Below are 16,037 nucleotides of genomic sequence, written 5' to 3' on the forward strand. Positions count from 1 at the left end.
ATTAAAGAAGCTATTATTTAAAATATTTCACCCTTAAGTAAATTATTAAATTGATGCTTAGAATACACTGTAATACTTTCATTGTGCGATACATAGCTTCTTGCACTTTTAGTTAATTCTGCAGGAACAATCAATATTCCATTTTTTGCTCCTGATTCTTGTACTTTCATAAAAAAGTCTCTAATACTTAATTCTCCTATATCTATTTTTTTCCATCTTCTGAAGGATATTAGAGTAAGTTCAACTCTTGCCATTTTATTATTATAAGCCAAATAGTCAATCTCATCTCCTTTAATTTTATCAGCACTATCTATATATTCTTGTACTATAGTGTAAGAAAGTTTTGATGATATTATATTTTGGCATATTTTTTTAAAATCTGAAAAGCTCAAATTAAATATTTTATCAATTTTATTTGCAGATGTAGAAGTTTTTTGAGTCTCTTGTACATTGTGATTTACTATATCATATAGTTTGAACTCTTTTAATACTTCTTCTATATTCATAGTTTTTTTATTTTCTACTAAGTTTGATATATAATCTAAATGTATGAATGAGCTTTCCCATAAATTGATAGCTTTTTCCCAATTATCTATATATTCTTTTTTAATATAGTTTTCAAAGTTATCATTTTTATATTTTGAATCATATATTTTTTTCTCTTCATAGAGTTTAGTTAACTGAGAATTAGCTATTTCTACGTTTTTCAAATATTCTAATATACTATCTATATTGAAAATACTATATAATTCTATATTGAAAGATTTTATTATGTTAAAATATCTAATAGCAGATTTTATGTCCTTTAGAAAATAGCTGTAAAATCCATAATCAAATATTAAATCAGCTATATCTATAGAATCATTATTAATTTTATACATATCTATTAGTTTATTATATATTTCAGTGAATTTTTTATTATCATCTAACTTATATAATATGAATAAATAAATCTTATTCATATAAAGTCTGTTATCGCTGTCTATTGCTTTATATATAAAAGCCTCTTCTATAAAAGTTTTAGCTATATTAATTTCATCAGAAAGTATATATATAGAAACCAAAGATTGCATCAATTTAGCGATGTCGATTTTATACTGGTTTATATCCTTACACATTTTTTTGTATAGTTTTTCAAGATAAATAATAGTTCTTTTATAATCTTTCAACTGAAAAGAAGAGAATGCAGCATATTTATAATCATCTATAGAGAATTCAGCTTTTAATACTAATGCTCTATGATAATATTCATATGCTAATTTAAAGTATCCTTCTTCTACAAGGGTATTAGCTACCTTAGTATAATAATATTTATTTTCAGGTTCTTCTTTATTTATGATTAATGTATATTTGAAAGCCTGTTGTATATCACCTAACTCTTCACAAATGATTTCTAATTTTTTATATATTTCTATTTTTTCTTTATCTGAAAAGAAGTTTTCATCTAGAAGCATTTTATATTGATTTAAAGCCTTTTCTTTGCTTCCAAATTCTTCTTCTATGTTTGCGAGTTGATTTATTGCATCATAATCATATGGATTTTTTTTGAGTCTTTTATTTAATTCTTCTATACGTTTTTTTAATGCCTTTGGTTTTTTTACTTTATCTTTATTCAGTATCAATGTTTTTAGAAGCACTAATGTGGCAAATAATAAACCTAAAATAATTAAAGCATAAAGATAAATAATTTCCATAAAAGCACCTATATAAAAAATAAATATTTTTTTATTATCACAGTAATAAACACTTTATAAAGCATTTATTACTGATTGCACTATTATATCTTAATTATTTTCTAAATCTTCTTTATCTATCTTAAAGAACTTCATAGCCTCATAAAGCTCTTGAGCCTGATTAGATAAAGACATAGTAGCAGCATAAGATTCTTCTACTAAAGCAGCATTTTGCTGAGTAACGCTATCCATATCCGCAACAGCTCTATTAACCTGATCAACACCTGTTTGTTGTTCCACAGCAGTAGAACTAATATCTTGCATTATCCTTGCAGTTTCATCTATTTTTACTCTAAGATCATTGAATATCTCTTGAGAAGTTCTCGCTGAGTCAGTGGCTTTATTAATTTTATCATAAGCATTATCTACTAAGTTTGTAATATCTTTTACAGAAGATTGAGTAGTTTGAGCTAGGTTTCTTACTTCAGAAGCAACAACAGCAAAACCTTTACCCTGATCGCCGGCACGTGCAGCCTCTACAGCAGCATTCAAAGCAAGTATATTAGTTTGGAATGCTATATTTTCTATGATGTTTGTAATATCTTTGATTTTAGTACTAGCTTCATAAACTTCTTCTATATTTTTTGTAGTTTCAAGTATTATGTCTCCGGCACTTTCTATAGATTGTCTAGATTCAACCATCATTCTATTACCTTGTACAGATTGGTCTGTAGAAGATTTTATAGTAGAAGCCATTTGTTCCATAGAGCTTGCAGTCTCTTCCAAACTTGCAGCCTGTGATTCTGTTCTATGTGATAAATCATTACTGCCTTGTGAAAGCTCTTGTGCACTGCTTGTGATTTTTTCTACTGAATCTCTTACTTTTATTATAATACTTACAAGTTCTTTACGCATTGCAGCAAATGAGTCTGCTAATTCTCCAAGTTCATCTTTTCTATGAATTGTTTTTTCTGTATCAGTTAAATTACCTTTGGATATTTCTTTAGATATTTCAATAATTTTTTGTAGAGGGTTAGTGATACTTCTAATATATAGCAATACTAAAATAGAAGATATTATTATAAATATAATACCTATAATTATAGCTTCTATGATAATAGTATATATTTGACTATATATATCAGAATCATTTTTAGCAAGTATTACAGACCAAGGAACTCCGGTTATACCATTATATGCAGATGTTCTTGCTGTTTTTGTATTATCGCTTTTATAAGAGTTTATAATACCGCTATCTTGTGTTTTAATAACATCATATACCGGAGACAAAGTTACCCCAACAAACTCTTCATCAGATGATAATAATACCATTTTATCATGATTTGCTACGGTCAATCTCTCGCTTCCTTGAAGAGGCAAAGATTTGATAAAAGAGTTGTTTACTTTATCCATATCTAAGTTTATATATGCTATACCAAGTATATTTCCAACATCATCTTTTATACCGCCCATTAGGAGTAGAGCATTTCCTCCCGTTGTTATTGATTTTTTGATAATATTATCAAACTCAAAATCATAATTGTTTTTTACAACACTTTGATATAAATCAGGATGTATATCAGCAAGTGAAACACCTACTAAATTAGGGTCAGAACTATCTATTAGTATAGTACCATCAATAGTGGCAATACCCGTATTTGTTGAGTAATAGTTGATATCATTGTAGTTTTTCAATACTTTTTCCAAATTATTTTTCACTTCTATATCATTGTAGTTTGTTATAAAAGATTGAAAAGCTGCACTTTTTGAATAAGTTTCAATAAGAACACGCTGTTCATGCAGCACTAATTCTATAGTTGAAGAATAACCTTGTACAGTACTTTGAAAACCATTTAAAGTAGCAGTTCTAATACCTCGAGAAGCAGCTATTGTAAGAATTATAGATAACACCAATATAGTTACTGCTATAATACAGCTAACCATAATCGGGACTTTTACTGATAAACTATGCATTTTTTTCATAAAAAATAACCTCAATATTTGTATTACTCTAACTTTTTTAAGTTTACTACTATACATTTTCGATTAATTTTTTATAAATTTTAGCTATCGGCAGTGCTTTGAAAAAGTTATAAAAATGTGTCTATCTATAGTATAGTAATTTTTTAAAAAAAATAAAGAGACATATAAATTATACAATAATTTTTTATAAAATCTACTAATTTTTACATATTGTTTATTTTAAATTAAAAATATTGTATTATATATGTAGAAAACGATGCAGGAGATTATTTATTATGACATACTACGAGGCAGCAAAAAGAGTTTTAGAACAAAGTGATGTACCTATGAAATCAAACGAAATATGGGAAAAAGCCTGTAAACTAGGTTATGATAAGCAAATAGAAGAAACTGGTAGACAAAATAATCCAGATTTCCAAATGAGTAAAACTCCCAAATTTAGTATTGGCTCAAAAATATATTCTGATATCAAATATAATCCTGACACTACTATATTTGTTAAAATTGGAAAGGCTAAATTCTTTTTAAAAAGCAAAATTAACAATTCTAATAAAAATCTAATAAATGATATTAATAATAATGAAGAAGATACAGAAGAAATTAATACCAAAAAGATATTAGAAGAAGATTTACATGCTCCTCTCACTAATTATTTATACAACATGAAAATATATTCTAAAACTATAAATGCTAATGCTGCAAATACAAACCTAAAAGGAAAAATGAAATGGGGCACTCCTGATATAGTTGCTGTTACATTTAAAGATTATATTAATAAATCGGTATTAGATTTATTTAAAAATATTAACATACCTACAGCAGAGATTTATGCTTATGAATTAAAATTATCTTTAACGCTCAGTAATATTACAGAGTATTATTTTCAGGCATTATCAAATTCTTCTTGGGCTAATGAGGCTTGGCTTGTAACTATGGAAATAGATGAAAATGATATAGATTTGATGGAAGAGGTAAAGAGATTAAATCAATCTTTTGGAGTTGGTGTGATAAAATTAGATTACTATAATCCTGAAGATTCTCAGATAATATTTTCTGCTAAAAAAAGAGCTTATTTAGATATAGATACTATGCATAAACTTTGCTGTAATAGAGAATTCCAAGATTTTATAGATGATGTTAATGAAATATTGATTGCTGCTAATGATAAATCAAAAAATCATATAATATCGAATTTAATTAACAGTGGAAAATTTAATAGAGTGAAATAGTAAAAGATGAATATTAATAATGCTTCAATAAAATATGCTAAAACTTTAGAGAAAATAAATAATGATTATAAAATTTCATATATAGAAGCACAAACTATTATAATGCATGTTTTGAATATAAATAGAACTAAATTGATAACTGATGCATTAAGAGAGTTAACAAAAAAAGAGCTTAATAATATAGAAGAATTAATTAATAAACGCCTTCATTATGAGCCGCTTGCTTATATTATAAACAAAAAAGAGTTTTATGGTTTTTGTTTTTATGTAGATAATAATGTATTAATACCAAGACCAGAAACTGAAGAGCTTGTTGATTTAGTGTTAGATTATGCAAAAGAGAAAGATAATATTGCAATATGCGATATCGGAGGCGGAAGCGGGAACATAGCAGTAACATTAAAAAAATTATTTATAGAGCAAAATAAAAATATATCTGTTACATCAGTTGAAATAAGCAGCGGTGCTTTTGAAGTTATAAAGAAAAATGCTTTTAATATATTAGGCAATGAAAAATTAATAAATATAATAAATGCAGATGCTTTAATTTTTACACCAAAAACAAAATTTGATATAATAGTTTCAAATGCTCCTTATGTAGCTTTGAGTGATAAAGGTTCTCTTCAGAAAGATTTAGACTTTGAGCCTCAAAATGCATTATATTCTGGATATGATGGGCTTGATTTTTATAAGAGTTTTTTGAATATAATAGATAAATATTTAAATGATGGCGGGGCTTTCTTTTTTGAGATAGGATGCAATCAGGGCAATGCTTTAATTGATATTTGTAATAATTTAAATATAAAAAATGTTTTTATAAAAAAAGATTTAAGTGAAAAAGATAGGTTTTTAGTCTGTGAGAGTTTTTATATTTGATTTTTTTTTTACATACAGTAATTTTTTATAAAGTTATTACAAACTTATATAAAATAAAAATTACAATAAATAATAGGATTGATAATTATACCTATTATTTATTGCAATATAGAGAATATTATTTTAAGAACTTTTCTATTATTTTAATTATTTAATTCCGCCGTCCATTTGTATTTCCATAATCTGTTTTTGGAATATTAAGAAAAATATAATAATAGGCAAAGTAGCAAGTAAATTGGCCGCCATTGGCAATGCTAAATCAATAGCTGTATATGCAGTTTGAAATTGCGGCAATGCTATAGGAAGAGTATATTTTTCAGGAGAATTAATTATAAGTAAAGGCCAAGTATATGAATTCCAAGAACCTATAAAATTTAATACCCCCATAGTCATAGTTATGCCAAAACTCATAGGTAAATATACCTTATACCAAATCTTAAAATTACCAGCTCCATCAATCTGAGCGGATTCTTTGTATGCTTTAGGTATAGAATCATAAAAACTTTTAATAATAACAAATGAAAATATATTTGTGATAGCAGGTATAATAACTCCTATTATGCTATTGCTTAAATTCATGTCTATCGCAACTATTTTGAATAATGGTATAAGTATAGCCTCTCCCGGAACCATAAAGGAAATAAATAAAAGAGCATACAAAAACTTTTTGCCCGGGAATTTCATCTGAGAAAATACATAAGCAACAAAAGATGCAAAAGATGTTGCTAATACTGTTTGTATAACGGCTATAACAACACTATTTAAAAACCATAATATAAATTGAGATTCTGCAATAAGTCTTTGAAAATTGTTAATAGTAAAACCGCCTGTAAAAAGCTTGTCTAAAGAAGAAGCTGAAAATCCTCTCGGTTTAAAAGGCACAACAATTAACCATATTATAGGAAATATCCAAAGCAAAGCTAATATAACCCCTATAGAAACCCATATTTTCTTTTTCATTTTTTATCTCCCACTAATATTATTTTTCTTTTAATAATTTTGCCTGCAGCACACTAAAGAATATTAGTATAAGCATAAACAAAACACTTATAGCAGCTGCATATCCCGGATTTCTTGAACCAAAACCAACATCATATATATAAAGCACTATAGACCTTGTAGAATGTCCGGGTGCTCCGCCTGTAATAAGCATAGATTGTCCAAATAGTTTAAAACTAGCTAAAGTTTGAAGTTTTAAACACAGAATATAAATGAGGAAGCGTTATCATAAAAAATTGCTTTATTTCACTAGCACCGTCTAAACTAGATGCCTCATATAATTCTTTTGGTATAGACCTTAAAGCGGAAATCATTATAAGCATATTAGTACCTACAGTCCACCATAATGTAGAAAGCACTATAGTCCACCTTGCTAAATTAACATCTCTAAGCCAATTCCAATCCGCCAAACTTGTACCTTTAAATATATAACTCCAAAGTCCTAATTCAGGTCTGAACATTAAAGTCCATATATTAGTCATAACACTTATTATTAGTATAGTTGGAATATATATGCATATTCTTATCATACTCGATAATCTATTTTGATGCTGTCCCCATAAAGCAAAAAGCACAGCAAAAGCTAAATACATTATAGTAGAAACTATAACAAACATAAATGTATTTTTAATAGTTTCTAATAATACTTTATCTGTTAATAGTCTTTTATAATTTTCTAGTCCTGCAAATTTTAATCTTGTAAAAGTACCTGTTTGAAAAGACATAATTACATCGCCTATTATAGGATACAATGTAAATATTATATAGAGTATAAAAAAGGGTGCTATATATAAATATGCCTGATATTTTTCATCTTTAATGTTTATTTTTAACATAAATTACACTCTTTCAATAATTATACTATGATAAGGATACCCTTAAATTAATAATAAAAGAGTATCCTTTTTTTCTAAAATAAACTTTATTATTTTTTAGTCTCTATTTCTGTATTAATTTTAGAAACTAAATCTTTTATAGTTGTGATAGAACCATTTAAATATTGATCTATATAATTAGCCACAATACTTATTTGTCCGCCTATAGCTATATCTATATATTGACTTTTTGGCCAAGGAGCTAAATTAACAGCTAAATCTTTGTATACAGAGTTAGGGCTGTTTTTATATTCTTCAGATTCTTGAACAGCTATTTTAGCAGGTATATGACCAGCTTGAGACCATAAAACACCATTATCAACTAAATACTGAGCAAATTTCAAAGCTTTCTTTTGTCTTTCAGGGTCTACATTATTTCCTTTAGGGAATATGAATGCATGACCAGTACCCCAAGCTACATCCTTACCAAAGAAATTAGGCATTCTTGTTGCTTTCATATTAGGAACTGCAGCTTTCATAGCACCATAAGTCCATACTCCTTCAAAAGCAATAGCAGCTTTTTTCTCTTTCATAAAATCTAAAGTAGAGTTATGTCCTTTTGAAGCAAAACCTTTATCAAAAATACTTTTTAAAGCATCTAAGCTTTTTTTAGCTGGTTCTTCATCTAATTCTAATAAACCATTAGCATCTAAGAATTTCTCTCCGCCAGCTTGTTTATATAAAGAATACCAAGTCCATTGGAATGCTGTGTCTGGGTTATTAATAGATATAGGCATTACATCTGGATGCAAAGCTTTAATTTCTGCTAAGCCTTTTTCTAAACCTTCCCAGCTATTACATATCCAATTACCATTAGCATCAACTAAGCTTGTTCCTTTTACTAAATCAGGATTATAATACATTATCCAACCATGTGTATCAAAAGGTACAGCTAAATGTTTGCCGTCTATTGTGATATTATCAACAGTTTGCTGCGGGAATTGAGCCCAATCGAAAGAAGGGTCTATTTCATCTATTGCAGTTAAATCACCATAAGTTAATATTGATGAAAGCATATGTAAATGAGCAACACCTATATCAGGTAAAGTATTTCCTAAATATGCAGTAGATAATTTTGTATAATAAGTACCCCAATCTACTATTATCATATTAACTTTATTGTCTGGATTTTCTTCATTATATTTATTCACAAGCTCTCTCATAAACTCCCCATCACCGCCTGTAAAGAAAGTCCAATATTCCAAATCTTTATTTGCAGAAGACTTTGCCCCTCCGCCGCAACTTATAAATATAAGCCCAACAAAAACAAACATTACTGATAAAAAAATCTTTTTCATAATTTTTCTCCTTTTTTTATTATTTTTTAAATAGATCTTTTTTTATCTAAAACGGATTGAATTCTCTTTATATCAAATTTAGGTTTATGTTCTCTATCTAATAGACCGTTAATTTCTTGCTCAACATCTGTAAGCTGAGTATAGCAAATACCGCATATATAATCCAAATCAAATATCACTTTATGCATATCTTCAAATCTTTTGTAGAATTCGGCTTCTGTTTTAGCAATATTTCCATATCCCCAATCAGAATCTGAAAACTTACTTATTTCAAAACCTATACCGCCGTATTCGCTTAATATTATAGGCTCTCCGCTATATTCAAAACCTTCAGCATAAAATCTTTTAGCTGAATTAGTTTGAGATAAATCAAAATTAATATCTTCTATTCTTTCTTTATATATGTGCTTTAAATATTCGCTGTCTTGATTGTAGTCATGAATCGTTAAAATATCACTTAAAGTATGCTCCCAGCCATCATTACAAATTACAGGTCTATGCTCATAATCTAAAGCTCTTATAAGTTCTCTTCCTGCTATTGTAATTTGCTGCTCTCTCACATTTGTTAAAATGCTATTAACTCCCCAAGATTCATTGAATGGAGTCCAAGTAATAACAGAAGGGTGATTTGCATGTTTTAATACTAATTCTGATAATTCATTAAAAATATTTACAGTATTGAAAGGGTCGTTTGAATAGAAGCTTGGCAATTCTGCCCATACCAAAATACCTAATCTGTCAGCATGATATAATAATCTTGAGCTTTCTATTTTTTGATGTATTCTCATACCATTAAAGCCCATAGATTTTATCATATTACAATCATGAAGAAACTCTTCTTCGCTTCCTGTTAATAAACCTTGAGAATAATATCCTTGATTTAATATTAACTTTTGATAATAAGGCTTATCATTTATATATACTTGATTTCCAAATATTTTTATGTTTCTATATCCGAAATAACTTAAAACTTCATCTTCTCCAGAAGTTGACTGCAATTTTAATACTACATTACATAAATTAGGAGATTCCACACTCCATAGAGGAATTTGAAAATTAGTATCATGAATAGATATTCTAAATTTTGCTAAATTATTATGTACTGTTGCAGTTAAACTTCTATTCAAAGGAACAGACTTATCCATAAATATATCTTCGCTTGTAATATTTATAGAAAGCAAAGATTCATTAGCAAATCTTCCTTTTACTTCAGCTATAACTTCTAATTCTCCAGTAGAAGTATGAGGAACAAATCTAAATCTTGATATATATGTTTCAGGAACAAGTTCAGCCCATACACTTTGCCATATACCAGTTGTTCTTGTATACCAACAGCCAAAGTTTTTGTTTGTATAGCTTTGCTTTCCTAAAATAAATCTTTGACTAGATTCATCTTCTACTCTAATTGCAATCAAATTATTTTTTTCTTTTAGAAAATCAGTAATATCAAAAGCAAATGGAGTATGTCCTCCTTCATGAGTACCTACAGCAGAACCGTTAATAAATACGGTGGTCTTATAATCTGATGCTTCTATATGAAATAATACTCTATTTTTATTATTATTCCAGTTTGAAGGCAAATTCCATAGTTTTTTATACCATACAACCTTACATGAATCACTTATACCTATTGATGAATTTTTACTTTGATAGCAATAAGGAACATTAATAGTATGATTATTACCCCATTTAGAATTGTTGTAGTAAGCCTCTTTTAATCCGACATCTTCATTGTCAAAACAAAAATCCCATTCTCCGTTTAAAAGCTCATAATTTCTTCTCATAAACTGCGGATTTGGGTGTTTTTCTCTGATATCTGTATTCATAATTTCATAATCCTTATATTGATTTGTTACAGTAATACGATAATAAATATTATAGAAATTTTGACTTTAAAGTCAATATTTTAGGCGTTTTTTATTGATTTTTTTAATTATTACAGTTATACTACTGTTTAATGTTGTATTTGTTACAATAATACTGTAATAAATAGGAGGATATAATGGCTAATAATAAAGAAAAAATTATAGGCGATAGAAAAAGAATGCTCGATATCGCAAATGAAAATCAATATGATACTATAATTAAAATTTGTAAGGCTTTGTCTGTTAAAGAAAGATTAGATATTATAAAACTGTTAAGAACAAAATCTATGTCAGTTGTAGAAATTGCAAATAAATTATCTATTGCTGTATCTTCTGTTGCATTTCATATAAAAGCTTTAGAAGATGCTGATTTAATATTAACCGAGGTAAAACCGGGAATGAGAGGTTCTATGCGTTTATGCAGTCATAATATTGAAAAAATAGAGATGGAACTATCTTCAGAATATATAAAAGACAGAGAAAAGAATATAGCCATAAGCATGCCTATAGGCTTGTTTTATGATTTTAAAGTATATCCAACATGCGGAATGGCTGATGAAGACGGAATAATAGGGGCTTATGATTCACCTAAGGGATTTTATGACCCTAAAAAAGTTAATGCTCAGCTTATATGGTTTCATCAAGGATTTATTGAGTACAGATTTCCAAATAAAGACTTAGCAGATATTGAAATAAAAACTATTTCATTTACATTAGAATTATGTTCTGAGGCACCTGGATATATGGAAGAATGGCCTTCTGATATATCTGTAATAGTTAATAAAAAATTAATAGGAATCTATCATTCTCATGGAGATTATGGCGAGCGAAGAGGCTTATTAACTCCAGCAAATTGGAGCTCATATTCTACTCAGTACGGAATGTTAACAACTTTCTCTGTAAATAAAAATGGATGCTTTATTAATGGAGCTTTATTTGATGATACTCTCAATATAGATGATTTAAATATAAAAAGTGAAGAATATATATCATTTATAATAGAAGTAAATGAAAATGCAAAACATGTGGGCGGAGTAAATATATTTGGTTCTAAGTTTGGAGATTATCCGCAAGATATAATAATGAGAGCATACTATTGATTTTGTTGCTTCAAAATATGCAAAAAATCAATAGTATAACTTTTTTATTTTACTCTAGCACCTCTGCCTCTTATTTTAATCTTTTCAGAAAGTCCTGATTTTATAATTTCATATCTAGGCATAATTAAAAAATCATAATTAGTGTCTTTCAATGCTTTTGCTATAAGCTGTTCTTTTAAAGTAGCATCTTTAGAATTGTATGGAAGCTCGGCAGTTAAAACTTCTCCTACAGTAATATCATTTCCGCTAAGTTGAAGACTTTGTGGAATATTATCAGCAGTTGCTATAGTAGAACAGCTCATCAATAATAATGCAAACATAAAAATTATTATGATACCAATAATATTTTTCATTTTGTAACTCCTTAATTAATAACAGAATTAATTTTTATAATAAACTTTTTTAATAATTAGACAATTAGCAATTTAAGAATACTTAATATTTCCCCTAGGGGAATTGATAACTTTTATTATTATAATAATTAAATAAGGCCAGTATTAAAGTTATATAATATAATTAATTATTTACCCTTATTTTGATTAGGATTCAGCTGCTTGCCTCTGTTACCCTGATTCTGGTCATATCGTATATTATTTCCGTTATTTCCTTTATTAGGGTTTTGCATATCAGCTTCATTATTAGGGTGCTTAATTTTATCAGACATAATTTTACTCCTTTAAATCATTTTTTATCACTGTTGTTTTTTTGATTTGCTGGGTTTTTAGGATTTTTCTGCCAGCCTATATTACCCATATTCTTATCAAATCTGATATTATTGCCGTCAAAACCTTTATTTGGATTAACCATATCGGCTTCATTATTTGGATGTTTCTTTTTTTCACTCATACTTATACTCCTTAAAATTATTTTTTATATTTTATTATTAAAGATTATAACTTTAATACTTGCCTGCTATATCATCAATATAATTTAAAAATTTCTCTCTATCAAAAATATTATTAATCTCATCATAGCAATTACATGCACTAATCAAAATAAGTATAAAACCTATAATATTTACATCTCCATCATTTTCTAAATTAGAATCTTTATACTGACTTATAATATCTTTTATATATTCATCATTTAAGTTATCTATATTGAAATTATTACAGAAATATTTTTTGCAATTTTTTATTACTGTTATTATTAAATCTGTTTCTTTTTTGTTTATGTTTTCTATTATGTTCATCATATTTTTTAAATCCTCTTTCTTCACAATATCTCTTTTCAAAAATATTAAGCATTCAGGAATATTATCAAATATAATTTTTTTAATATCAGGTATTTCAAGTCCTAATGCTTTTAAACGAAGTATCTCTCTTACAATATCAATATGCTCTCTGCTGTAGTATCTTACCTTTTCTCTTATAGGACCATGAGTCATTCTGTAGGCTGGAAGCAATTTTTTATTATCCCATTCTCTTAAATTTTTTAATGTTATATTCTCTATATTTTCATCTCTTAAAATCTGAAAAAACTCGCCTATAACTATTAATTCATTTTTGTTTTTATATTTTTTGCTTTCAAGGATATATCTTTTATTATTTATAAAATATGCTATATTGATATTATTCAACATTTATAATATTCCCTATTAAAATAATTTTTAATAATAACTTCTATTAAAAAATCACACAAACAAAAATTAAATACTTACCCTTGGGTAATTATTTATAAATTCATTATAGGCAATAATTATAAATATCTCCTTATTGCTACATCGATGTACCTAATTAAAAAGTGAATTTTTTTTGGAATTTTATTCTACTGAAGAAAAAAATATTTTGGCTAATTCTATATCATTAAATATAAATGAATATCCTGAAGTACTTATAAAAATATTATTATAATCTATCATTTCATTATGAACTAAATAAGATGTATAAGGCTGTAATTTATATAAATACTCAATATTTTTTATAAAATTTTCTTTAATATTATCTTTATAAAAATATTTTGTTATCATCATAATAATGGAATGATTCATTTTGAAAAATATTTCCTTTTCTGATTTATAATTTTCATCTAATCCGATAATTGCTTTTTTTATTAGTATATCTAGTTGTTTTGATATATCTAAATTATCATCTGAAATATTTTTTTCCTTCCCATTTATAAAACTTTCTTTAGATTCATCAATTATTTTTTTATCTGCTTCATCTAATGAGAAATTATAAGTATAATCATCAATATTTTTTTGTTCTTTGATAATCTTTTTAGAAAAATAATAATCTATAGGAGATAATAATTTATCTGTTTTCATGTTATTATAAAAATCTATAATATAATTAAAAATATTATCATAGCTTTTTAATATTCTATTTTCATCTTTAATATAATTTTTAATAGTTTCTATATGATTGTATGATAATTCTATAATACAATCATTTAAGTATGTATTTATAGTACCATATTCTTCAAAAGTTATTAATTTAAGAAAATAAAATCTCTCCGCTATTTTTCTAGCTATTTTTATCCCTTCTATTTGAATAATAATATTATTGATTGTATTATCTGATTTTTGAAAATTCATTTCTTTATGTTCATTAATAAATATATTTTCCTGATAATCTGCTAAATTAAAATATATTCCAAACTTTATCTTATTACATAAAAATAAAACAAAATTATAATAATCTTTATCATCTTCAAAAAATAAATCTCTATAATCATTATATTTATCAGTAAAATGTAAATAACTATCATTTTTTAAATAATTATCATGATTTAGATTTTTTAGTTCATATCTTTTTGCTATATCTGAATTATATGCTCTGTCAAATAAATCTGATTTTTCTTTTTTAAGATTATTATATTTTTATATATATAAATTAATAACATCTTTATACTCTTTATTATCAAGTTTATTTTTATTATTGAGAGTGTATATTATGAATATAAAATAATAAAAATGTAAATCATAGTATATAATATTTTTATCTAAATCAATATTACAAAATAATTTATTAATTTCTTCTCTTTCAAATATATAATAAAGGCAAAGTATATATTTTTTTATAATATCATGATTTATATAATTAACTTCTTTAGATGAGCTTATAAGTAGATTTATATTCTCTATGCTTATTTTTAATTCATCAAAGCTCATATTTTTTATATAATCTTCGTCAATGTGAATTGATTCTTTTTTTAATATTGGAAGCAAATCAGCATGTAATTTTAATTCTTTTTCAGTTTCTTCTAATTGTTTTCTCGCTTCCTTATTTCTTTCAATATCTTTTATATAGTCTAAATGTATCTTTGCTTCATCATCTGTACCATGTAATATAGTTTTTATATCTTCAAATTTTAATTTATTCTCATAATAATAATTTATATTGTCTGCTATGATGAGCATTTCTAAAGTATAAAATCTGCTGTTCTTAAAAAATTGATAACCTTCAAGGAGTTTTTTATTATGATATTCTCTATATTCTCTTTTTTCTTTTTTATTAACAGAATTAGAATCAGATTTTTTATTATGAAGAAGTTTTTCATTATCATTTATTAGTTTTATTAAACTCTTGTATTTTAAATCTTTATTTTCTATTTTTTTAAAAATATTATTGTATATATCTATGAATAAACCTATTTCAAAAAGATAAATATTTTTACTATCAAGTTTAATTTCTGAAATATATTTTTCTTCTATTTTATAAAACTTTCCATTTTCATAAGTTAATTTTGATATAGAAAAATCTTCATTTTTTTTACCGCTTCTAGTTTTTTGAACGATATAAACATTTTTTTCTTCTACAAGTTTTTTTATATCTTCTTCACTTGTATAAGATATTTTTTTTGTTTTTCCGTTTACATATATTCTTACTTCTTTCATAATTAACTTATATTTACTTATATTTTTTTATTATTTTATATTATAAATTTTATTTAAAAAAATTATATATAGTTTTTATAGAAAATTGAAATTATTTATTTACTATATAATAGAAAAAATATTTAGTGAATATTATTACATATCAGCAAAACAAAAATATTAAAATCTTATAATGAGTTTATAAAACAGTATAATTAATTTAAAAAAAATGCCCCGTTTATTATTTTTGGGGCTGTCCTAGATAACTGAAATTTGTTAAAATTTAAGTATGAAACGCAGTAAATTAAGTAAAGATAAACAA

At 25.8% G+C, this 16,037-nt stretch carries 16 protein-coding genes; 3 read left to right on the forward strand and 13 right to left on the reverse strand.

Going from position 1 to position 16,037, the window contains the following annotated elements; all coding sequences use genetic code 11:
* Nucleotides 1-17: 17 nt before the first annotated feature.
* Both Q0H31_RS02165 and Q0H31_RS02170 read right to left on the reverse strand, forming a co-directional pair.
* The gene (locus Q0H31_RS02165) at nucleotides 18-1,694 is read right to left on the reverse strand and encodes a restriction endonuclease (protein WP_295295513.1); all 1,677 of its coding nucleotides are present in this window, start codon (nucleotides 1,692-1,694) and stop codon (nucleotides 18-20) included.
* Nucleotides 1,695-1,784: 90 nt separating this feature from the next.
* Nucleotides 1,785-3,656 (reverse strand): methyl-accepting chemotaxis protein, encoded by a 1,872-nt coding sequence (locus Q0H31_RS02170; RefSeq protein ID WP_295295515.1) that lies wholly within the window; start codon nucleotides 3,654-3,656, stop codon nucleotides 1,785-1,787.
* 275 nt (nucleotides 3,657-3,931) lie between these two features.
* On the opposite strand from Q0H31_RS02170, the gene Q0H31_RS02175 reads away from it, so the two are divergent.
* Both Q0H31_RS02175 and prmC read left to right on the forward strand, forming a co-directional pair.
* The gene (locus Q0H31_RS02175) at nucleotides 3,932-4,885 is read left to right on the forward strand and encodes an HTH domain-containing protein (RefSeq protein ID WP_295295517.1); all 954 of its coding nucleotides are present in this window, start codon (nucleotides 3,932-3,934) and stop codon (nucleotides 4,883-4,885) included.
* 6 nt (nucleotides 4,886-4,891) lie between these two features.
* A complete protein-coding gene (gene prmC / locus Q0H31_RS02180; protein WP_295295519.1) occupies nucleotides 4,892-5,761 on the forward strand; it encodes a peptide chain release factor N(5)-glutamine methyltransferase in 870 nt (289 codons plus the stop codon).
* A gap of 147 nt (nucleotides 5,762-5,908) precedes the next feature.
* Here the strand turns inward: prmC and Q0H31_RS02185 are convergent, their stop codons facing one another.
* The 5 genes from Q0H31_RS02185 to Q0H31_RS02205 all read right to left on the reverse strand — a co-directional run bounded on the left by Q0H31_RS02185 (nucleotide 5,909) and on the right by Q0H31_RS02205 (nucleotide 10,759).
* Entirely contained in the window at nucleotides 5,909-6,721 is an 813-nt protein-coding gene (locus tag Q0H31_RS02185) for a carbohydrate ABC transporter permease (protein ID WP_295295521.1), read from the reverse strand.
* Nucleotides 6,722-6,740: 19 nt separating this feature from the next.
* Nucleotides 6,741-6,914, reverse strand: a complete 174-nt coding sequence (locus Q0H31_RS02190; protein WP_295295523.1) for a hypothetical protein — start codon at nucleotides 6,912-6,914, stop codon at nucleotides 6,741-6,743.
* Nucleotides 6,915-6,936: 22 nt separating this feature from the next.
* Nucleotides 6,937-7,596: a carbohydrate ABC transporter permease gene (locus Q0H31_RS02195; protein ID WP_295295524.1), complete on the reverse strand. Its 660-nt coding sequence runs from the start codon at nucleotides 7,594-7,596 to the stop codon at nucleotides 6,937-6,939.
* An 89-nt stretch (nucleotides 7,597-7,685) separates the two neighbouring features.
* The gene (locus Q0H31_RS02200; RefSeq protein WP_295295525.1) at nucleotides 7,686-8,933 is read right to left on the reverse strand and encodes an extracellular solute-binding protein; all 1,248 of its coding nucleotides are present in this window, start codon (nucleotides 8,931-8,933) and stop codon (nucleotides 7,686-7,688) included.
* A gap of 26 nt (nucleotides 8,934-8,959) precedes the next feature.
* Nucleotides 8,960-10,759 (reverse strand): glycoside hydrolase family 2 protein, encoded by a 1,800-nt coding sequence (locus tag Q0H31_RS02205; RefSeq protein WP_295295527.1) that lies wholly within the window; start codon nucleotides 10,757-10,759, stop codon nucleotides 8,960-8,962.
* Between the two features lie 176 nt (nucleotides 10,760-10,935).
* Here Q0H31_RS02205 and Q0H31_RS02210 point away from each other — a divergent pair, with 176 nt between their 5' ends.
* On the forward strand, nucleotides 10,936-11,898 hold the full coding sequence (locus Q0H31_RS02210; RefSeq protein WP_295295529.1) for a helix-turn-helix domain-containing protein: 963 nt from the start codon (nucleotides 10,936-10,938) through the stop codon (nucleotides 11,896-11,898).
* 44 nt (nucleotides 11,899-11,942) lie between these two features.
* Here Q0H31_RS02210 and Q0H31_RS02215 read toward each other — a convergent pair whose 3' ends face one another.
* From Q0H31_RS02215 to Q0H31_RS02240, 6 genes are all read right to left on the reverse strand, one after another.
* On the reverse strand, nucleotides 11,943-12,251 hold the full coding sequence (locus tag Q0H31_RS02215; protein WP_295295531.1) for a hypothetical protein: 309 nt from the start codon (nucleotides 12,249-12,251) through the stop codon (nucleotides 11,943-11,945).
* 167 nt (nucleotides 12,252-12,418) lie between these two features.
* Nucleotides 12,419-12,562: a hypothetical protein gene (locus Q0H31_RS02220; protein ID WP_295295533.1), complete on the reverse strand. Its 144-nt coding sequence runs from the start codon at nucleotides 12,560-12,562 to the stop codon at nucleotides 12,419-12,421.
* Nucleotides 12,563-12,579: 17 nt separating this feature from the next.
* The gene (locus Q0H31_RS02225; RefSeq protein ID WP_295295535.1) at nucleotides 12,580-12,744 is read right to left on the reverse strand and encodes a hypothetical protein; all 165 of its coding nucleotides are present in this window, start codon (nucleotides 12,742-12,744) and stop codon (nucleotides 12,580-12,582) included.
* Between the two features lie 52 nt (nucleotides 12,745-12,796).
* Nucleotides 12,797-13,480 carry a MerR family transcriptional regulator gene (locus Q0H31_RS02230; RefSeq protein WP_295295537.1) on the reverse strand — a complete coding sequence of 228 codons (684 nt, stop codon included), beginning with the start codon at nucleotides 13,478-13,480 and terminating at the stop codon, nucleotides 12,797-12,799.
* Between the two features lie 180 nt (nucleotides 13,481-13,660).
* Complete coding sequence (locus Q0H31_RS02235) at nucleotides 13,661-14,434, reverse strand: hypothetical protein (RefSeq protein WP_295295539.1); 774 nt, start codon at nucleotides 14,432-14,434, stop codon at nucleotides 13,661-13,663.
* 285 nt (nucleotides 14,435-14,719) lie between these two features.
* On the reverse strand, nucleotides 14,720-15,736 hold the full coding sequence (locus Q0H31_RS02240) for a hypothetical protein (protein ID WP_295295541.1): 1,017 nt from the start codon (nucleotides 15,734-15,736) through the stop codon (nucleotides 14,720-14,722).
* Nucleotides 15,737-16,037: the final 301 nt, after the last annotated feature.

Source organism: uncultured Brachyspira sp., from assembly GCF_934747485.1.
Lineage (GTDB): Bacteria > Spirochaetota > Brachyspiria > Brachyspirales > Brachyspiraceae > Brachyspira.

What these genes read in the sequence shown, in the direction of transcription:
- Q0H31_RS02165 (WP_295295513.1), bottom strand. Translation starts at nt 1,694, where the DNA reads ATGGAAATTATTTATCTTTATGCTTTAATTATTTTAGGTTTATTATTT.
- Q0H31_RS02170 (WP_295295515.1), bottom strand. Translation starts at nt 3,656, where the DNA reads ATGAAAAAAATGCATAGTTTATCAGTAAAAGTCCCGATTATGGTTAGC.
- Q0H31_RS02175 (WP_295295517.1), top strand. Translation starts at nt 3,932, where the DNA reads ATGACATACTACGAGGCAGCAAAAAGAGTTTTAGAACAAAGTGATGTA.
- prmC (WP_295295519.1), top strand. Translation starts at nt 4,892, where the DNA reads ATGAATATTAATAATGCTTCAATAAAATATGCTAAAACTTTAGAGAAA.
- Q0H31_RS02185 (WP_295295521.1), bottom strand. Translation starts at nt 6,721, where the DNA reads ATGAAAAAGAAAATATGGGTTTCTATAGGGGTTATATTAGCTTTGCTT.
- Q0H31_RS02190 (WP_295295523.1), bottom strand. Translation starts at nt 6,914, where the DNA reads ATGCTTATTACAGGCGGAGCACCCGGACATTCTACAAGGTCTATAGTG.
- Q0H31_RS02195 (WP_295295524.1), bottom strand. Translation starts at nt 7,596, where the DNA reads ATGTTAAAAATAAACATTAAAGATGAAAAATATCAGGCATATTTATAT.
- Q0H31_RS02200 (WP_295295525.1), bottom strand. Translation starts at nt 8,933, where the DNA reads ATGAAAAAGATTTTTTTATCAGTAATGTTTGTTTTTGTTGGGCTTATA.
- Q0H31_RS02205 (WP_295295527.1), bottom strand. Translation starts at nt 10,759, where the DNA reads ATGAATACAGATATCAGAGAAAAACACCCAAATCCGCAGTTTATGAGA.
- Q0H31_RS02210 (WP_295295529.1), top strand. Translation starts at nt 10,936, where the DNA reads ATGGCTAATAATAAAGAAAAAATTATAGGCGATAGAAAAAGAATGCTC.
- Q0H31_RS02215 (WP_295295531.1), bottom strand. Translation starts at nt 12,251, where the DNA reads ATGAAAAATATTATTGGTATCATAATAATTTTTATGTTTGCATTATTA.
- Q0H31_RS02220 (WP_295295533.1), bottom strand. Translation starts at nt 12,562, where the DNA reads ATGTCTGATAAAATTAAGCACCCTAATAATGAAGCTGATATGCAAAAC.
- Q0H31_RS02225 (WP_295295535.1), bottom strand. Translation starts at nt 12,744, where the DNA reads ATGAGTGAAAAAAAGAAACATCCAAATAATGAAGCCGATATGGTTAAT.
- Q0H31_RS02230 (WP_295295537.1), bottom strand. Translation starts at nt 13,480, where the DNA reads ATGTTGAATAATATCAATATAGCATATTTTATAAATAATAAAAGATAT.
- Q0H31_RS02235 (WP_295295539.1), bottom strand. Translation starts at nt 14,434, where the DNA reads ATGAATTTTCAAAAATCAGATAATACAATCAATAATATTATTATTCAA.
- Q0H31_RS02240 (WP_295295541.1), bottom strand. Translation starts at nt 15,736, where the DNA reads ATGAAAGAAGTAAGAATATATGTAAACGGAAAAACAAAAAAAATATCT.